We start from the raw sequence: 16966 nt of genomic DNA on the forward strand, positions 1-16966 counted from the left end.
TTGATTTTTAACTGCGTGGGTTGCCGAAAATTTCTAAAAATCCGCTGATTTCCGGCCTGCGCTGAGTAAACAAGGTCACAATATCTTCTACCGCTTTGCCACTGCCAAATTTGCGCCATGCCAGACTCAATGGCGAAGGAGGGCGCATCGTTGGGATTACCCGGCAGATCAATTGTTGATTATCGATCATTGACTGGCAAAGTGATTTTGGCAAAAAACCAATGCCAACGCCCGCCAGATGGGCGGCGATTTTCGTTTCCATATCGGGAACAATAATCTCTTTTTGCCCCGGCAAACGCCAGGCGACGCGCTTGGTTAAGGTGCGAGCGCTGTCTTCAATATTAACCGCCGGAAAGCGCCGCAACTGCGCTTCTGTTAGCGGCTCTTCAACTTTCGCCAGCGGATGATCCGCCGCCATGACAAAGCGCCATTGCACCGATCCTAAGGGATCAAGACTAAAGGTATTTGCCAGCGCCTCGGTTCCCGTGACGCCGATAGCCAGTGAAAAACCTTCGTACAATAGCGAGTCCCAGACGCCCATATAGATTTGTCGGGAGATGTGAAACTGGGTAAAGGGGTAACGTTCATTCAGCCACGCCAGCAGCTGGGCGACGGCCTGGGGGTTGTAGAGCAGGTTGTTGATGACAATATTCACCTGGCGTTCCACGCCATCATTCACCTGTTGCAGCTCGCTGGGCATACTTTCCAGCCAGCTCAGCCAGTCTCTGGCCTGAGAAAGTAGATGCTCGCCAGCCGCTGTCAACGTCACGCTGCGAGTCGTGCGGAAAAACAGCGCCACTCCGGTATTCTCTTCCAGAAGTTTAATGCGATAACTGATCGTCGCCGTGGTTTTACATAATCGTTCTGCCGCTTTTGAAAAACTTCCTGTTTCAGCAACCGCAATGAAAGTCCGCAAGGTTTCTGGATCGAACATCTTCAGGTATCCCCTTTTAAATCCGCAAGTTGCGTGATTTTCTTATCCTCTGATTTATCAGTATTTTTACATGATAACCCTGTGTGATTTGTGGACTAAATCTAGTTTTGGAAAAATATTCCAACTTTTGTATTGATGTTGTTCTCTTAAGGTTTTAGATTGCCTGTTATTGAACCACATTGACCGGTCGGCGGTGGTTGAACGGAATTATGTTACAAGGACAAAAAGATGAAACTTCAGGTATTACCGTTAAGTCAGGAAGCCTTTAGTGCTTATGGCGACGTAATCGAAACGCAGCAACGGGATTTTTTCCATATTAACAATGGCCTGGTGGAGCGTTACCACGATTTGGCGCTGGTTGAGATTCTTGAGCAAGACCGTACGCTTATTAGCATTAACCGCGCGCAACCGGCGAATCTGCCGCTGACCATTCACGAACTCGAACGTCATCCGCTGGGCACTCAGGCCTTTATTCCGATGAAAGGGGAAGTGTTTGTGGTGGTCGTGGCGTTAGGTGACGACAAACCAGACCTGTCAACCCTGCGGGCGTTTATTACCAACGGTGAACAGGGAGTGAATTACCATCGTAACGTCTGGCATCACCCACTTTTCGCCTGGCAGCGCGTCACCGATTTTCTGACCATCGATCGCGGCGGCAGTGACAACTGTGATGTTGAAAGTATTCCTGAACAGGAACTCTGTTTTGCGTGACGCCTGTAACCGACTTGCATAAGATAAATTAATTGTTCATTGTTTATGCTCACTTGTAGGTCGGAGTTAACGTAGGTATGACGGAAGTTAGACGGCGCGGCAGGCCAGGACAGGCGGAGCCTGTGGCACAAAAGGGCGCACAGGCGTTAGAGCGGGGAATTGCGATTCTGCAATATCTGGAAAAAAGTGGGGGAAGTTCGTCGGTTAGCGATATTTCTCTCAATCTGGATTTGCCGCTCTCCACGACCTTTCGCTTGCTGAAGGTTTTACAGGCAGCGGATTTTGTCTATCAGGACAGTCAGTTAGGCTGGTGGCATATAGGATTAGGTGTCTTTAACGTCGGTGCGGCGTACATCCATAACCGCGATGTCCTCTCCGTCGCCGGGCCGTTTATGCGCCGCCTGATGTTACTTTCCGGCGAAACGGTCAATGTCGCGATTCGTAACGGCAATGAAGCAGTATTAATTGGTCAGTTAGAATGTAAATCGATGGTCAGGATGTGTGCGCCGCTGGGCAGTCGTCTGCCGTTGCATGCTTCCGGTGCGGGCAAAGCGCTACTTTATCCGCTGGCGGAAGAGGAGTTGATGAGCATCATCTTGCAAACCGGTTTGCAGCAGTTTACGCCAACTACGCTTGTGGATATGCCCACCTTGCTGAAGGACCTGGAACAAGCGCGTGAACTGGGCTATACCGTAGATAAAGAAGAGCATGTTGTAGGTCTGAATTGCATAGCTTCAGCAATTTACGATGATGTAGGTAGCGTTGTTGCCGCTATCTCCATCTCCGGGCCTTCATCAAGACTGACAGAAGATCGTTTTGTCAGTCAGGGTGAGCTGGTCAGAGACACCGCCCGCGATATCAGCACGGCGTTGGGACTGAAAGCACATCCATAGTGTCTGTCGCATCCCGCTCTGCGGAGCGGGTTTTTTTGACAAAATTTGAAAGTTGGAAAATTTTTCCAATTAATAGAGGTAGGAATAAAATGGCAAAAATGAGAGCCGTTGACGCGGCAATGTATGTGCTGGAGAAAGAAGGTATCACCACCGCCTTCGGCGTTCCGGGAGCTGCAATCAATCCGTTCTACTCAGCGATGCGTAAGCACGGCGGTATTCGCCACATTCTGGCGCGTCATGTGGAAGGTGCTTCGCACATGGCGGAAGGTTATACCCGCGCAACGGCAGGGAATATCGGCGTATGTCTGGGGACTTCCGGTCCTGCGGGCACGGACATGATCACCGCGCTCTATTCCGCTTCTGCTGATTCCATTCCTATTTTGTGCATCACTGGTCAGGCACCGCGTGCTCGTCTGCATAAAGAAGATTTCCAGGCCGTAGATATCGAAGCTATCGCTAAACCGGTCAGCAAAATGGCGGTTACAGTACGTGAAGCGGCACTGGTGCCTCGTGTGTTGCAACAGGCATTTCACCTGATGCGTTCTGGTCGTCCGGGTCCGGTACTGGTGGATTTACCGTTCGACGTTCAGGTGGCGGAAATCGAGTTTGATCCTGACATGTACGAACCGTTGCCGGTCTACAAACCAGCGGCCAGCCGTATGCAGATCGAAAAAGCGGTCGAAATGTTAATCCAGGCTGAACGTCCGGTGATTGTTGCCGGGGGCGGGGTCATCAATGCTGACGCAGCTGCACTGTTACAACAGTTTGCTGAACTGACCAGCGTTCCGGTAATCCCAACGCTAATGGGCTGGGGCTGTATTCCGGATGACCACGAACTGATGGCCGGGATGGTGGGTCTGCAAACCGCGCATCGTTACGGTAATGCAACGCTGCTGGCGTCCGATATGGTGTTTGGTATCGGTAACCGTTTCGCCAACCGTCATACCGGTTCGGTAGAGAAATACACCGAAGGGCGCAAAATCGTCCATATCGATATTGAGCCGACGCAAATTGGCCGCGTGCTGTGCCCGGATCTGGGGATTGTCTCTGATGCTAAAGCTGCCCTGACTTTACTGGTTGAAGTGGCGCAGGAGATGCAAAAAGCGGGTCGTCTGCCGTGTCGTAAAGAATGGGTCGCCGACTGCCAGCAGCGCAAACGCACTTTGCTGCGCAAAACCCACTTCGACAACGTGCCGGTGAAACCGCAGCGCGTGTATGAAGAGATGAACAAAGCCTTTGGTCGCGATGTTTGTTATGTCACCACCATTGGTCTGTCACAAATCGCTGCGGCACAAATGCTGCATGTCTTTAAAGACCGCCACTGGATCAACTGTGGGCAGGCAGGCCCGTTGGGCTGGACCATTCCGGCGGCGCTGGGCGTGTGTGCCGCTGATCCAGAGCGCAATGTGGTGGCGATTTCCGGTGACTTCGACTTCCAGTTCCTGATTGAAGAATTAGCCGTTGGCGCGCAGTTCAACATTCCGTACATCCATGTGCTGGTGAATAACGCCTATCTGGGTCTGATTCGTCAGTCGCAACGCGCGTTTGATATGGATTACTGCGTACAGCTCGCGTTCGAAAATATTAACTCCAGCGAAGTGAACGGTTACGGCGTCGACCACGTAAAAGTAGCGGAAGGTTTAGGTTGTAAAGCGATTCGGGTCTTCAAACCGGAAGATATTGCACCGGCCTTTGAACAGGCGAAAGCCTTAATGGCGCAATATCGGGTACCGGTAGTCGTGGAAGTTATTCTCGAGCGTGTGACCAATATTTCGATGGGCAGCGAACTGGATAACGTCATGGAATTTGAAGATATCGCCGATAACGCAGCGGACGCACCGACTGAAACCTGCTTCATGCACTATGAATAAGGGAGATAAATAATGTTACGTTTCTCTGCGAATTTATCGATGTTATTTGGTGAATATGATTTTCTCGCCCGTTTTGAGAAAGCAGCGCAGTGTGGTTTTCGCGGCGTTGAATTTATGTTTCCTTATGACTACGACATTGAAGAATTAAAACAGGTGCTGGCGAGTAATAAACTCGAACATACGCTGCACAATTTACCGGCGGGTGACTGGGCGGCGGGCGAGCGCGGTATTGCCTGTATTCCTGGCCGTGAAGAAGAGTTTCGGGATGGCGTTGCAGCAGCGATTCGTTATGCTCGTGCGCTGGGTAATAAAAAAATTAACTGTCTGGTCGGTAAAACGCCGGCTGGTTTCAGCAGTGAACAGATTCACGCAACGCTTGTAGAAAACCTGCGTTATGCCGCGAATATGCTGATGAAAGAAGATATTTTATTACTGATTGAACCTATCAACCATTTTGATATTCCTGGTTTCCATCTCACCGGAACTCGGCAGGCGCTGAAATTGATTGATGATGTTGGTTGCTGCAATTTGAAAATTCAGTATGACATTTATCATATGCAGCGGATGGAAGGTGAATTAACCAACACTATGACTCAATGGGCCGATAAAATTGGTCACCTGCAAATTGCCGATAATCCGCATCGCGGCGAACCGGGGACCGGAGAAATTAATTACGAATATCTCTTTAAGGTAATTGAAAATTCGGATTACAACGGTTGGGTTGGCTGTGAATATAAACCCCAAACCACCACGGAAGCCGGTTTACGCTGGATGGATCCGTACCGTTAAAACGTAACGCTGTTCAGGCAATGCTTTTTTAGGCCGCTAAGTTGGCAGGGGATCGTGTTGTCTGAATTCAGGAAAAGCGAAATTTAAAAGAGGTTAATTATGAAACTGGGATTTATTGGCTTAGGCATTATGGGTACACCGATGGCCATTAATCTGGCGCGTGCCGGTCATCAACTGCATGTCACAACCATTGGTCCGGTTGCTGATGAATTACTGTCACTGGGTGCCGTCAGTGTTGAAACTGCGCGCCAGGTAACGGAAGCATCGGACATCATTTTTATTATGGTGCCGGATACGCCACAGGTTGAAGAAGTTCTGTTTGGTGAAAATGGTTGTACCAAAGCCTCGCTGAAGGGCAAAACCATTGTTGATATGAGCTCCATTTCCCCGATCGAAACTAAACGTTTCGCTCGTCAGGTGAATGAACTGGGTGGTGATTATCTCGATGCACCCGTCTCTGGCGGCGAAATCGGCGCGCGTGAAGGGACGTTGTCGATTATGGTTGGCGGTGACGAAGTGGTATTTGAACGTGTTAAACCGCTGTTTGAACTGCTCGGTAAAAATATCACCCTCGTAGGCGGTAACGGTGACGGCCAGACCTGCAAAGTAGCAAACCAGATTATCGTGGCGCTCAATATTGAAGCGGTTTCTGAAGCCCTGCTGTTTGCTTCAAAAGCCGGAGCGGATCCGGTACGGGTGCGGCAGGCGCTGATGGGCGGCTTTGCTTCCTCACGTATTCTGGAAGTTCACGGTGAGCGCATGATTAAACGCACCTTTAATCCAGGTTTTAAAATTGCGCTGCACCAAAAAGATCTCAACCTGGCACTGCAAAGTGCGAAAGCACTGGCGCTGAACCTGCCAAACACCGCGACCTGCCAGGAGTTATTTAATACCTGTGCGGCAAACGGTGGCAGCCAGTTGGATCACTCTGCGTTAGTGCAGGCGCTGGAATTAATGGCTAACCATAAACTGGCCTGATACCCGCAATAAAAATGGCCGATATCAGAAAATGAATCGGCCAGCAATATTAAAAAAAGAAAGCAGCCAAAGATGTTGCTTCAGTATTAAAAATAATATTTTTATTTTATTTGTTCCTCATAGCTAGATTAAAAAGACGTTATTTGATACGTGAAATTAAGAGGGATTTATGGAACATCAGAGAAAACTATTCCAGCAACGCGGCTATAGCGAAGATCTATTGCCGAAAACGCAAAGCCAGCGGACCTGGAAAACATTTAACTATTTTACCTTATGGATGGGTTCGGTTCATAACGTTCCCAATTATGTGATGGTCGGCGGCTTTTTTATTCTCGGCTTGTCTACCTTTAGTATTATGCTGGCAATTATCCTCAGCGCCTTTTTCATTGCCGCGGTAATGGTATTAAACGGTGCTGCGGGCAGTAAATACGGCGTACCATTTGCCATGATCCTGCGTGCTTCTTATGGCGTACGTGGTGCACTGTTTCCCGGATTATTAAGAGGCGGGATTGCTGCCATTATGTGGTTTGGCCTGCAATGTTACGCCGGATCGCTGGCCTGCTTGATCCTGATTGGCAAAATCTGGCCGGGATTTTTAACTCTCGGTGGTGATTTTACCCTGTTAGGGCTTTCTCTACCGGGCTTAATCACTTTCTTACTCTTCTGGCTGGTGAACGTCGGAATCGGTTTCGGTGGTGGCAAAGTTTTAAATAAATTCACCGCCATTCTTAACCCGTGTATCTATGTTGTCTTCGGCGGTATGGCGATTTGGGCGATTTCGCTGGTCGGGATCGGTCCAATCTTTGACTACATTCCGAGCGGTATTCAGAAAGCAGAAAACGGTGGCTTCCTGTTCCTGGTGGTGATTAACGCGGTAGTTGCGGTCTGGGCGGCACCGGCGGTGAGCGCATCCGACTTTACGCAAAACGCCCACTCGTTTCGTGAGCAAGCGCTGGGGCAAACGCTGGGTTTAGTTGTGGCCTATATTCTGTTTGCGGTCGCCGGGGTATGTATTATTGCCGGAGCCAGTATTCACTACGGCGCTGACACCTGGAACGTGCTGGATATTGTTCAGCGTTGGGATAGCCTGTTTGCCTCGTTCTTTGCGGTACTGGTTATTCTGATGACGACTATCTCCACTAACGCCACCGGTAATATTATTCCGGCTGGTTATCAGATTGCCGCTATTGCACCGACGAAACTGACCTATAAAAACGGCGTACTGATTGCCAGTATTATCAGCCTGCTGATCTGCCCGTGGAAATTAATGGAAAATCAGGACAGTATTTATCTGTTCCTCGATATTATCGGCGGAATGCTTGGTCCGGTCATTGGTGTCATGATGGCGCATTATTTTGTGGTGATGCGTGGGCAAATTAATCTTGATGAGCTGTACACCGCAGCAGGCGATTATAAATATTATGATAACGGCTTTAACCTCACCGCGTTCTCAGTAACTTTGGTCGCCGTTATTTTATCTCTCGGTGGTAAATTTATTCCGTTCATGGAGCCTTTATCACGCGTTTCATGGTTTGTCGGCGTTATTGTCGCCTTTGCGGCCTACGCCTTATTAAAGAAACGTACTGCAGCAGAAAAAACAGGAGAACAAAAAGTCACAGGTTAATTAATCCCGATATTGAACATTGAGTTAAAAAACCAATCTGTATTTTACAAGGAGTTTGTTATGTCTTTTGATTTAATCATTAAAAACGGCACCGTTATTTTAGAAAACGAAGCTCGCGTTGTAGATATCGCCGTTAAAGGCGGAAAAATTGCCGCTATCGGTCAGGATCTGGGCGATGCAAAAGAAGTTATGGATGCGTCTGGTCTGGTGGTTTCGCCAGGCATGGTTGATGCGCACACCCATATTTCTGAACCGGGTCGTAGCCACTGGGAAGGTTATGAAACGGGTACTCGCGCAGCGGCAAAAGGGGGTATCACCACCATGATCGAAATGCCGCTCAACCAGCTGCCTGCAACGGTTGACCGCGCATCGATTGAACTGAAATTTGATGCCGCTAAAGGCAAGCTGACTATCGATGCGGCGCAACTCGGTGGCCTGGTGTCTTACAACATCGACCGTCTGCATGAGCTGGATGAAGTGGGCGTTGTCGGCTTCAAATGCTTCGTTGCGACCTGTGGCGATCGCGGTATCGACAACGACTTCCGTGACGTCAATGACTGGCAGTTCTTCAAAGGTGCGCAGAAGCTGGGCGAACTGGGACAGCCGGTGCTGGTGCACTGCGAAAACGCGCTGATCTGTGACGAACTGGGCGAAGAAGCGAAACGTGAAGGTCGCGTAACCGCACATGACTATGTGGCTTCGCGTCCGGTGTTTACCGAAGTGGAAGCGATTCGCCGCGTACTGTACCTGGCGAAAGTTGCTGGTTGCCGTCTGCACGTTTGCCACATCAGCAGCCCGGAAGGTGTTGAGGAAGTGACTCGTGCACGTCAGGAAGGCCAGGATGTTACCTGTGAATCCTGCCCGCATTACTTTGTGCTGGATACCGATCAGTTCGAAGAAATTGGCACCCTGGCGAAGTGTTCACCGCCGATCCGCGATCTGGAAAACCAGAAAGGCATGTGGGAAAAACTGTTTAACGGTGAAATCGACTGCCTGGTTTCCGACCACTCTCCATGCCCGCCGGAAATGAAAGCCGGTAACATTATGAAAGCATGGGGCGGTATCGCCGGTCTGCAAAGCTGCATGGACGTGATGTTCGATGAAGCAGTACAGAAACGCGGTATGTCTCTGCCGATGTTCGGCAAATTAATGGCGACTAACGCAGCAGATATTTTCGGTCTGCAGCAAAAAGGCCGTATCGCCCCAGGAAAAGATGCCGACTTCGTCTTCATTCAGCCGAATAGCAGCTATGTTCTTACCAATGACGATCTGGAATATCGCCACAAAGTCAGCCCGTATGTTGGCCGTACCATTGGCGCGCGTATCACGAAAACCCTCTTACGTGGTGATGTGATTTACGACATCGAACAGGGCTTCCCTGTTGCGCCGAAAGGTCAATTTATCCTTAAACATCAGCAGTAATCTGGCCCCTGCAATGCCCGTCCTTGCGGCGGGCATTCTCCGGTTAAGGTGTGTTTATGTTCAATTTTGCAGTCAGCCGCGAAAGCCTGTTATCAGGATTTCAGTGGTTTTTCTTTATTTTTTGCAACACTGTTGTGGTTCCTCCTACGCTACTTTCTGCTTTTCAGTTGCCGCAAAGTAGCCTGCTTACGCTCACGCAATATGCTTTTCTTGCTACCGCACTGGCCTGCTTCGCTCAGGCGTTCTGCGGTCATCGTCGCGCTATTATGGAAGGTCCGGGCGGCCTGTGGTGGGGAACCATCCTTACTATCACCCTTGGCGAAGCATCGCGCGGGACCCCGATCAACGATATCGCTACCAGTCTGGCGGTGGGGATTGCGATTTCTGGCGTGCTGACGATGTTGATTGGTTTTAGCGGATTAGGTCATCGCCTGGCGCGGTTATTTACGCCGTCGGTGATGGTCTTGTTTATGTTGATGCTGGGCGCGCAGCTGACCACTATCTTTTTCAAAGGTATGCTCGGCCTGCCGTTTGGCATAGCCGACCCGAATTTTAAAATTCAGTTACCGCCGTTCGCGCTCTCGGTGGCGGTGATGTGCCTGGTACTGGCGATGATTATCTTCCTGCCGCAACGTTTTGCCCGTTATGGCCTGCTGGTCGGTACCATAACCGGCTGGTTGTTGTGGTACTTTTGCTTTCCTTCTTCGCACTCGCTTTCCGGTGAGTTGCACTGGCAGTGGTTCCCGCTTGGCAGTGGCGGTGCTTTGTTGCCGGGGATTATTCTGACGGCGGTGATTACAGGTCTGGTAAATATCAGCAATACCTACGGTGCGATTCGTGGCACGGATGTTTTTTATCCGCAACAGGGCGCGGGGAATACGCGTTATCGTCGCAGCTTTGTGGCGACCGGATTTATGACGCTGATAACCGTGCCGCTGGCGGTAATTCCATTTTCACCGTTTGTTTCATCCATTGGTTTATTAACCCAGACTGGCGATTACACGCGGCGTTCGTTTATTTATGGCAGCGTTATTTGCCTGCTGGTGGCACTGGTTCCGGCACTCACGCGACTGTTTTGCAGTATCCCCTTACCAGTGAGTAGCGCGGTCATGCTGGTTTCTTATCTGCCTTTACTCTTTTCCGCGCTGGTGTTTAGCCAGCAAATCACGTTTACCGCTCGCAATATTTATCGACTCGCATTGCCGTTATTTGTCGGCATATTTTTAATGGCATTACCGCCTGTGTATCTGCAAGACCTTCCATTAACGCTTCGTCCTCTGCTCAGTAACGGCTTACTGGTCGGAATTTTACTGGCTGTTCTTATGGATAATCTTATTCCGTGGGAACGCATCGAATAATTTGTTGAAAAAGGATTGATAATGAAAATTGTCATTGCACCAGACTCGTTTAAAGAGAGCTTAAGTGCAGAAAAATGTTGTCAGGCAATTAAAGCCGGGTTTTCGACCCTCTTTCCCGATGCGCACTATATCTGTTTGCCGATAGCGGATGGCGGCGAAGGGACGGTGGAGGCGATGGTCGCCGCGACGGGCGGCAAAATCGTGACACTTGAAGTCTGTGGACCGATGGGGGAAAAAGTGAATGCTTTTTATGGCCTTACCGGCGACGGGAAAACGGCGGTGATTGAGATGGCGGCGGCAAGTGGCCTGATGCTGGTCGCGCCTGAGAAGCGTAATCCGTTGCTGGCGTCAAGTTATGGCACTGGCGAGCTGATTCGTCATGCGCTGGATAACGGTATTCGCCATATTATTCTCGGCATTGGTGGTAGCGCGACGGTCGACGGCGGTATGGGCATGGCGCAGGCGCTTGGTGCGAGTTTCCTTGATGCCGACGGTCAGGCGCTGGCGGCTAACGGTGGCAATTTAGCTCGCGTGGCAAGTATTGAGATGGATGAATGCGATCCGCGTCTGGCGAACTGCCATATTGAAGTAGCGTGCGATGTAGATAATCCGTTGGTAGGGGCACGCGGCGCGGCGGCGGTGTTTGGCCCGCAAAAAGGGGCAACGCCAGAAATGGTCGAAGAGCTGGAACAGGGGCTGCAAAATTACGCCCGTGTTTTACAACAGCTCACTGAAATCAACGTCTGCCAGATGGCGGGCGGCGGTGCGGCGGGCGGTATGGGCATTGCGGCGGCGGTATTCCTCAATGCGGATATTAAACCGGGTATTGAGATTGTGTTGAATGCGGTCAATCTTGCGCAGGCGGTGCAGGGTGCAGCACTGGTGATCACCGGGGAAGGGCGCATCGACTCGCAAACGGCAGGTGGTAAAGCGCCGCTGGGTGTGGCATCGGTGGCGAAGCAGTTTAATGTCCCGGTGATTGGGATTGCTGGCGTATTGGGTGATGGCGTGGAAGTGGTGCACCAGTACGGCATTGACGCGGTATTCAGCATTTTGCCACGTCTGGCACCTTTAGCCGAAGTGCTCGCAAGCGGTGAAACCAATCTCTTCAACAGTGCGCGAAATATTGCCTGCGCCATTAAAATAGGTCAGGGAATTAAAAACTGACCCTTACCTTTAAAGCGGATGCGATTTATATCGCATCTTTTTTTACCTGAATTGACTACAAAAAAAGCCACGGTATAAACCGTGGCAAAATCCAACATAGCTAAAAATAATCAGGCGAGTGGTATGAGTTAAATCTCTACGTCGCGGTTGCAATCTTTCGAGTATATATAGCTGAACGCTTCACCACGCCCTACGCCATAACCAGCCTGTAAAGAATAAGCGCCCATAAAGATGTAATCGCCTTTTTTCACCGGGATCCAGTTATTGTCGAGGTTATAAACCCCCTGACCGGAAAGAATATAGGCACCGTGTTCCTGAACGTGTGTTTCGATATAACCGTGGCTGGCACCTGGCGCAAAAGAGAGGATATGCATGTTCATATCAAAACCTAACTCTTTGGGCAGAAAATCCAGCAGAATAACATCGTCCATGCCTTCATAATGAATGCGTTCCAGTTCGCTGGCATTGCCAGAAACCAGCCACGGCGCATGACCTTCTACCGGAACATAGCGACGCTTATATAAAAAGATTTGGCTGTCTTCGGCCTGGGCGTTAACAAACGTCATTAAGGAGCCTGGCGGGCAATAAAGATAGCCACCTTCGCTTAAGGTAAATGTTTTCTCTTCAGCTTTGGCAGTGATATTTCCAGAGATCACATACAGGAACGTTTCAATTCCTTCACCACCGAAGCCCTGTTGGTTACCGCCGTTTTGATGCAGTGTGACCAGATAATCAACAAAAGAGGCCCCCAGCTTTGGCGTGGAGAGGATTGTCGCGTCACAATTTTCAAAGCCCGGAATAATATTTTTTACCAGACCGTCCGGGGTTAACAGTGCGAAATTACCGTGTTTCACAATCGCACGGTTAGCCAGTAAATCATCGCGGTAACCGGTGACGTTATTTAAATATCCCATTTATAACTCCTTATTTCTGCCAGGCAAGTTGATAAAGCATGAGTGCCAACGTTTTGACCCCTTCGGCAAGGTCGGTAATATTGGTGCGTTCCGCCGGGTTATGGCTGATTCCATTGATGCTGGGAATGAAAATCATGCAGGTCGGCACGCGAGGCGCGAAAATTTGTGCGTCGTGCCCGGCACCACTGTGCATTACCCGGTAATTCAGTTTTTCGCTTTCACACAATTCTGTCAGGGTGGCGACAAGCTCCTTGTTCATCGGCACGGGTTCTTCGTCCATCCATAAATCGATATCAATACCAATGTCCATTTCATCGCAAATCGCCCGCATGTCGTTTTCTAACTGTTGGGTAAAATCGCGCAACACGGCAGTGTCGGTATGACGACAATCAATAGTGAACGTGGTTTTACCCGGCACTACATTCACCGTATTCGGGCGCGGCTCCACCTTGCCAAAGGTCAGCACCAGCGGATCGCCCATCTTTTTCGCTTTCTCAACTGACTGATGGCAAATGCGACTGAAAGCGTAAACCGTATCACGACGATAACCCATCGGCGTTGTGCCTGCATGGTTTGATTCGCCGTTCAGCGTCACCGTATAGCGACGTTGCCCGACAATTGCATTCACCACGCCAATTGACTGACCATTACTTTCCAGCACACAACCCTGTTCGATATGCAGTTCGACAAAGGCTTTAATATCCTGACGCGGAGTTAGTGGGGCGTTCGGCAGAGTAAATCCGCAAGCCTTCATTGCATCGACAAAACTATTTCCTTTGGCATCACAGATATTCCGCACGTCGTCAGGATTCGCCAGCCCAAAGATATTTTTACTGCCCCAGAAGACATACGGGAAGCGGCTGCCTTCTTCTTCCGCCATTGCCACCACTTCGACCGTTCGCAGCGGCGCGCCGTATTGCGTTTTCAGCCAGTCAATCGCCAGCCACGCCGCCAGTGCGCCGAATTGTCCGTCGAGGTTACCGCCGTTAACCACGGTATCAATATGCGAACCGCTCAGAATCACTTCCTGAGGGTATTCGCTGCCGTTCAGGCGGCCGTATAAATTCCCCACTTCATCGAAACGTGTTTCCAGCCCACTTGCTGCCATTCTTTTTTTAAATTGCTGCTGGGTTTCCAGCCACTCCGGCGAATAAAGTAAACGGGTCATTCCACCCGTTGGGTCAGCACCAAAAGAGGAAAGCCAGGGCAGCGTTTCTTCTATGGCTTGACGGAAATGTGTAATCATAAGAAAGTCCTGTCTCAACAATTATTGCGCAAAGGGATTTTTCGTTTCGTATGACGTGTTATAAAGCGCGTCGGAAATTAAATACTGGTAAATATCATCAACAATTTCGATGCCTTCGACGGCGGCTTTGCGTTGTTTAATATCCTGATCCTGTCCGGGATAATAAACCTGGTTAAAACCGGGCGCGGGGGTTATGGCATTTAATTCGCGCATGGTCTGGCTAAGATGTTGACGGAATAATTCGCTGGAGGAGAAAAAATTCGGGTTAATAACTACATGTAATTGCCCTAAATTACGCCCGGCGTGTAAATCGTCATACATCGAACTAACCTGTCGCCCGAACGGTAAGCCGAGTAAGACGCCTGAGAGGACGTCAATCATCATCATCAGGCCATACCCTTTCGGCCCAGCGGCGGGGAGCAGAGCGTTAACTGCAAATGGATCGGTTGTTGGTGCACCGTTTTTATCGACCGCCCAGGTATTCGGGATAGACATATTGCGCGAGCGGGCGTCGAGCACTTTTCCCCATGCCTGTACGGTAGTCGCCATATCAAAAGTAAGAATCTCGTCGCCTTCTCCCGGCGCGGCAAAGGCCAGTGGGTTAGTGCCGTAGTAAATTTCCGCGCCGCCAAACGGCACCACCATTGGATCGGACTGGCACATCGAAATGCCAATCAATCCGGCGCGGGCTGCCTGCTGCACAAAATAAGAGATTGCGCCGCTGTGACCCATCCGGCTGATACCGACCACCGCAACGCCATTTTGCTGGGCAGTTTTGATGGCATGTTCCATACCCATTTTTGCCGCGACCTGTCCGGCGGCATTGTCAGCATGTAAAATTGCCGAGCACGGTCCGGTTTCTTCAAGACGAAACTCTGGTTCGCGGTTGGTGCCGCCTTTTGATATGCGCTCTGCGTAGTATTCAACGCGCACCGCGCCATGAGAGTGGATCCCTCTGGCATCGGCGTAAACCAATACTTCAGCCACGGTTGCAGCGTGCTCACGTTTTAACCCAGCCTGGCAGAGTTTATTCTCGATTAGCTGGTGGAGTGTTTCCCGACTGATTTTCATCTGTCTTCCTTTTTAACGACGGTGTGAAGCATGACTGCAATTAACATACAGGGAAAATATCTGGATTATGTGATCCAGACAGGCAAAAAAATATAGTTAGAATTTATTTGATAATCCTCGTGTTTTTAACCTGATTATTTAAAATAACCACGCTTGTTAAAAAATAACGTGTAATAGTCTGGCGGTTATTTGAATTCTTTTGCTAATAATCTCCGTGTGATATTCATCACCTTATTTGTCACCATCCATCGATACCGTAATCGCCACATTAACACTGCTCGTGCAATTGCCATGGGTGCAATTTTTAAGGAGTTGTTATGATCCACGCCTTTATTAAAAAAGGGTGTTTTCAGGATTCGGTCAGTTTAATGATTATTTCACGAAAACTCAGCGAATCAGAAAATGTTGATGATGTTTCCGTAATGATGGGTACGCCCGCCAATAAAGCGTTATTAGATACCACAGGTTTCTGGCATGACGATTTTAATAACGCCACGCCGAACGATATTTGTGTGGCAATTCGTAGCGAAGCGGCGGATGCGGGGATCGCGCAGGCGATTATGCAGCAGCTTGAAGAGGCGCTAAAGCAACTGGCGCAGGGAACGGGCAGCAGCCAGGCGTTGACGCTGGTGCGTCGCTGGGACAGTGCCTGTCAGAAATTACCCGATGCCAATCTGGCGCTGATTTCAGTGGCTGGCGAGTATGCGGCGGAGCTGGCGAATCAGGCGCTGGATCGCAACCTCAACGTGATGATGTTCTCCGATAACGTCACGCTGGAAGATGAAATCCAACTTAAAACCCGCGCGCGGGAAAAAGGCTTGCTGGTGATGGGGCCGGACTGCGGTACATCGATGATTGCCGCCACGCCGCTGGCTTTTGCTAACGTGATGCCGGAAGGCAACATTGGCGTCATTGGCGCTTCCGGTACCGGGATTCAGGAGCTGTGTTCGCAGATTGCACTGGCAGGTGAGGGAATTACTCACGCGATTGGTCTTGGCGGGCGCGACCTCAGCCATGAAGTGGGCGGCATCAGTGCGCTAACGGCGCTGGAAATGCTCAGTGTAGACGAGAAAAGCGAAGTGCTGGCGTTTGTTTCAAAACCGCCTGCCGAAGCTGTACGTCTGAAAATTGTTAATGCCATGAAAGCAACCGGCAAACCAACGGTGGCGCTGTTTTTAGGTTATATCCCGGCGGTGGCCCGCGACGAAAATGTCTGGTTTGCCTCCTCGCTGGATGAGGCCGCGCGTCTGGCTTGCCTGCTTTCACGCGTCACTGCGCGACGTAACGCGATAGCGCCTGTCAGCAGCGGATTTATTTGCGGTTTGTATACCGGCGGTACGCTGGCTGCTGAAGCGGCGGGATTACTTGCCGGACACCTTGGCGTGGAAGCCGACGATACCCATCAACATGGCATGATGCTGGACGCCGACGGACATCAGATCCTCGACCTGGGCGATGATTTTTACACCGTCGGGCGTCCCCATCCGATGATCGACCCGACCTTACGCAACCTGTTAATTGCCGATCTCGGCGCTAAACCGCAAGTGCGCGTGTTGCTGCTTGATGTGGTGATTGGCTTCGGTGCGACCGCCGATCCTGCCGCCTCGCTGGTAAGCGCCTGGCAAAAAGCCTGTGCCGTGCGATCAGACAATCAACCACTGTATGCCATTGCCACGGTGACAGGCACTGAACGTGACCCGCAATGCCGCTCGCAGCAAATCGCCACGCTGGAAGATGCAGGGATCGCGGTAGTGAGTTCGCTGCCAGAAGCCACTTTGCTGGCGGCGGCGTTAATTCATCCGCTCTCGCCTGCCACACAGCAACACACACCGTCATTACTGGAAAACGTCGCCGTGATTAACATCGGATTACGCAGCTTTGCGCTGGAACTACAAAGCGCCAGCAAACCGGTTGTGCATTACCAATGGTCACCAGTCGCCGGCGGCAATAAAAAACTGGCTCGTTTATTAGAACGTTTGCAATAAGGG

At 50.4% G+C, this 16966-nt stretch carries 14 protein-coding genes; 10 read left to right on the forward strand and 4 right to left on the reverse strand.

The window, feature by feature from the left end; translation table 11 throughout:
* Nucleotides 1–7: 7 nt before the first annotated feature.
* Nucleotides 8–934 (reverse strand): HTH-type transcriptional activator AllS, encoded by a 927-nt coding sequence (gene allS, locus QUE34_RS03000; RefSeq protein ID WP_000460134.1) that lies wholly within the window; start codon nucleotides 932–934, stop codon nucleotides 8–10.
* 228 nt (nucleotides 935–1162) lie between these two features.
* Between allS and allA the strand changes: the two genes are divergently transcribed.
* The 9 genes from allA to glxK all read left to right on the forward strand — a co-directional run bounded on the left by allA (nucleotide 1163) and on the right by glxK (nucleotide 11747).
* Nucleotides 1163–1645, forward strand: a complete 483-nt coding sequence (gene allA, locus QUE34_RS03005) for an ureidoglycolate lyase (protein WP_000776388.1) — start codon at nucleotides 1163–1165, stop codon at nucleotides 1643–1645.
* 77 nt (nucleotides 1646–1722) lie between these two features.
* Nucleotides 1723–2538: an HTH-type transcriptional repressor AllR gene (allR, locus tag QUE34_RS03010; RefSeq protein WP_000141275.1), complete on the forward strand. Its 816-nt coding sequence runs from the start codon at nucleotides 1723–1725 to the stop codon at nucleotides 2536–2538.
* 89 nt (nucleotides 2539–2627) lie between these two features.
* Entirely contained in the window at nucleotides 2628–4409 is a 1782-nt protein-coding gene (gene gcl, locus QUE34_RS03015) for a glyoxylate carboligase (RefSeq protein ID WP_001342079.1), read from the forward strand.
* Between the two features lie 12 nt (nucleotides 4410–4421).
* Nucleotides 4422–5198 (forward strand): hydroxypyruvate isomerase, encoded by a 777-nt coding sequence (gene hyi / locus QUE34_RS03020; protein WP_032302603.1) that lies wholly within the window; start codon nucleotides 4422–4424, stop codon nucleotides 5196–5198.
* A 99-nt stretch (nucleotides 5199–5297) separates the two neighbouring features.
* Nucleotides 5298–6176, forward strand: coding sequence for a 2-hydroxy-3-oxopropionate reductase (gene glxR, locus QUE34_RS03025; protein WP_032302604.1), 879 nt, complete (start codon nucleotides 5298–5300; stop codon nucleotides 6174–6176).
* Nucleotides 6177–6345: 169 nt separating this feature from the next.
* Entirely contained in the window at nucleotides 6346–7800 is a 1455-nt protein-coding gene (locus QUE34_RS03030) for an allantoin transporter (RefSeq protein WP_032302605.1), read from the forward strand.
* A 60-nt stretch (nucleotides 7801–7860) separates the two neighbouring features.
* Entirely contained in the window at nucleotides 7861–9222 is a 1362-nt protein-coding gene (allB, locus tag QUE34_RS03035) for an allantoinase AllB (RefSeq protein WP_000006898.1), read from the forward strand.
* Between the two features lie 56 nt (nucleotides 9223–9278).
* Complete coding sequence (locus QUE34_RS03040) at nucleotides 9279–10580, forward strand: uracil/xanthine transporter (RefSeq protein ID WP_032302608.1); 1302 nt, start codon at nucleotides 9279–9281, stop codon at nucleotides 10578–10580.
* Nucleotides 10581–10601: 21 nt separating this feature from the next.
* The gene (glxK, locus tag QUE34_RS03045; RefSeq protein WP_032302609.1) at nucleotides 10602–11747 is read left to right on the forward strand and encodes a glycerate 3-kinase; all 1146 of its coding nucleotides are present in this window, start codon (nucleotides 10602–10604) and stop codon (nucleotides 11745–11747) included.
* 128 nt (nucleotides 11748–11875) lie between these two features.
* Here glxK and allE read toward each other — a convergent pair whose 3' ends face one another.
* Genes allE through allD form a run of 3 tightly spaced genes read right to left on the reverse strand, consistent with a single transcriptional unit; the run spans nucleotide 11876 to nucleotide 14978 of the window.
* Complete coding sequence (allE, locus tag QUE34_RS03050) at nucleotides 11876–12661, reverse strand: (S)-ureidoglycine aminohydrolase (RefSeq protein ID WP_032302611.1); 786 nt, start codon at nucleotides 12659–12661, stop codon at nucleotides 11876–11878.
* Between the two features lie 10 nt (nucleotides 12662–12671).
* Nucleotides 12672–13907: an allantoate deiminase gene (allC, locus tag QUE34_RS03055; RefSeq protein ID WP_022645297.1), complete on the reverse strand. Its 1236-nt coding sequence runs from the start codon at nucleotides 13905–13907 to the stop codon at nucleotides 12672–12674.
* A 21-nt stretch (nucleotides 13908–13928) separates the two neighbouring features.
* Nucleotides 13929–14978, reverse strand: a complete 1050-nt coding sequence (gene allD / locus QUE34_RS03060; RefSeq protein ID WP_032302613.1) for an ureidoglycolate dehydrogenase — start codon at nucleotides 14976–14978, stop codon at nucleotides 13929–13931.
* 317 nt (nucleotides 14979–15295) lie between these two features.
* Here allD and QUE34_RS03065 point away from each other — a divergent pair, with 317 nt between their 5' ends.
* Complete coding sequence (locus tag QUE34_RS03065; protein WP_032302614.1) at nucleotides 15296–16963, forward strand: acyl-CoA synthetase FdrA; 1668 nt, start codon at nucleotides 15296–15298, stop codon at nucleotides 16961–16963.
* The last annotated feature ends 3 nt before the right edge of the window (nucleotides 16964–16966 follow it).

This window comes from Escherichia sp. KS167_9B, from assembly GCF_030295215.1.
In the GTDB taxonomy this organism is placed as follows: Bacteria; Pseudomonadota; Gammaproteobacteria; order Enterobacterales; family Enterobacteriaceae; genus Escherichia; species Escherichia coli_F.

Excerpts from the sequence above, each read along its gene's own strand:
- glxR (WP_032302604.1), top strand. The coding sequence starts at position 5,298 with ATGAAACTGGGATTTATTGGCTTAGGCATTATGGGTACACCGATGGCC.
- QUE34_RS03065 (WP_032302614.1), top strand. The coding sequence starts at position 15,296 with ATGATCCACGCCTTTATTAAAAAAGGGTGTTTTCAGGATTCGGTCAGT.
- QUE34_RS03030 (WP_032302605.1), top strand. The coding sequence starts at position 6,346 with ATGGAACATCAGAGAAAACTATTCCAGCAACGCGGCTATAGCGAAGAT.
- allC (WP_022645297.1), bottom strand. The coding sequence starts at position 13,907 with ATGATTACACATTTCCGTCAAGCCATAGAAGAAACGCTGCCCTGGCTT.
- allD (WP_032302613.1), bottom strand. The coding sequence starts at position 14,978 with ATGAAAATCAGTCGGGAAACACTCCACCAGCTAATCGAGAATAAACTC.
- allA (WP_000776388.1), top strand. The coding sequence starts at position 1,163 with ATGAAACTTCAGGTATTACCGTTAAGTCAGGAAGCCTTTAGTGCTTAT.
- gcl (WP_001342079.1), top strand. The coding sequence starts at position 2,628 with ATGGCAAAAATGAGAGCCGTTGACGCGGCAATGTATGTGCTGGAGAAA.
- hyi (WP_032302603.1), top strand. The coding sequence starts at position 4,422 with ATGTTACGTTTCTCTGCGAATTTATCGATGTTATTTGGTGAATATGAT.
- allE (WP_032302611.1), bottom strand. The coding sequence starts at position 12,661 with ATGGGATATTTAAATAACGTCACCGGTTACCGCGATGATTTACTGGCT.
- QUE34_RS03040 (WP_032302608.1), top strand. The coding sequence starts at position 9,279 with ATGTTCAATTTTGCAGTCAGCCGCGAAAGCCTGTTATCAGGATTTCAG.
- allS (WP_000460134.1), bottom strand. The coding sequence starts at position 934 with ATGTTCGATCCAGAAACCTTGCGGACTTTCATTGCGGTTGCTGAAACA.
- glxK (WP_032302609.1), top strand. The coding sequence starts at position 10,602 with ATGAAAATTGTCATTGCACCAGACTCGTTTAAAGAGAGCTTAAGTGCA.
- allR (WP_000141275.1), top strand. The coding sequence starts at position 1,723 with ATGACGGAAGTTAGACGGCGCGGCAGGCCAGGACAGGCGGAGCCTGTG.
- allB (WP_000006898.1), top strand. The coding sequence starts at position 7,861 with ATGTCTTTTGATTTAATCATTAAAAACGGCACCGTTATTTTAGAAAAC.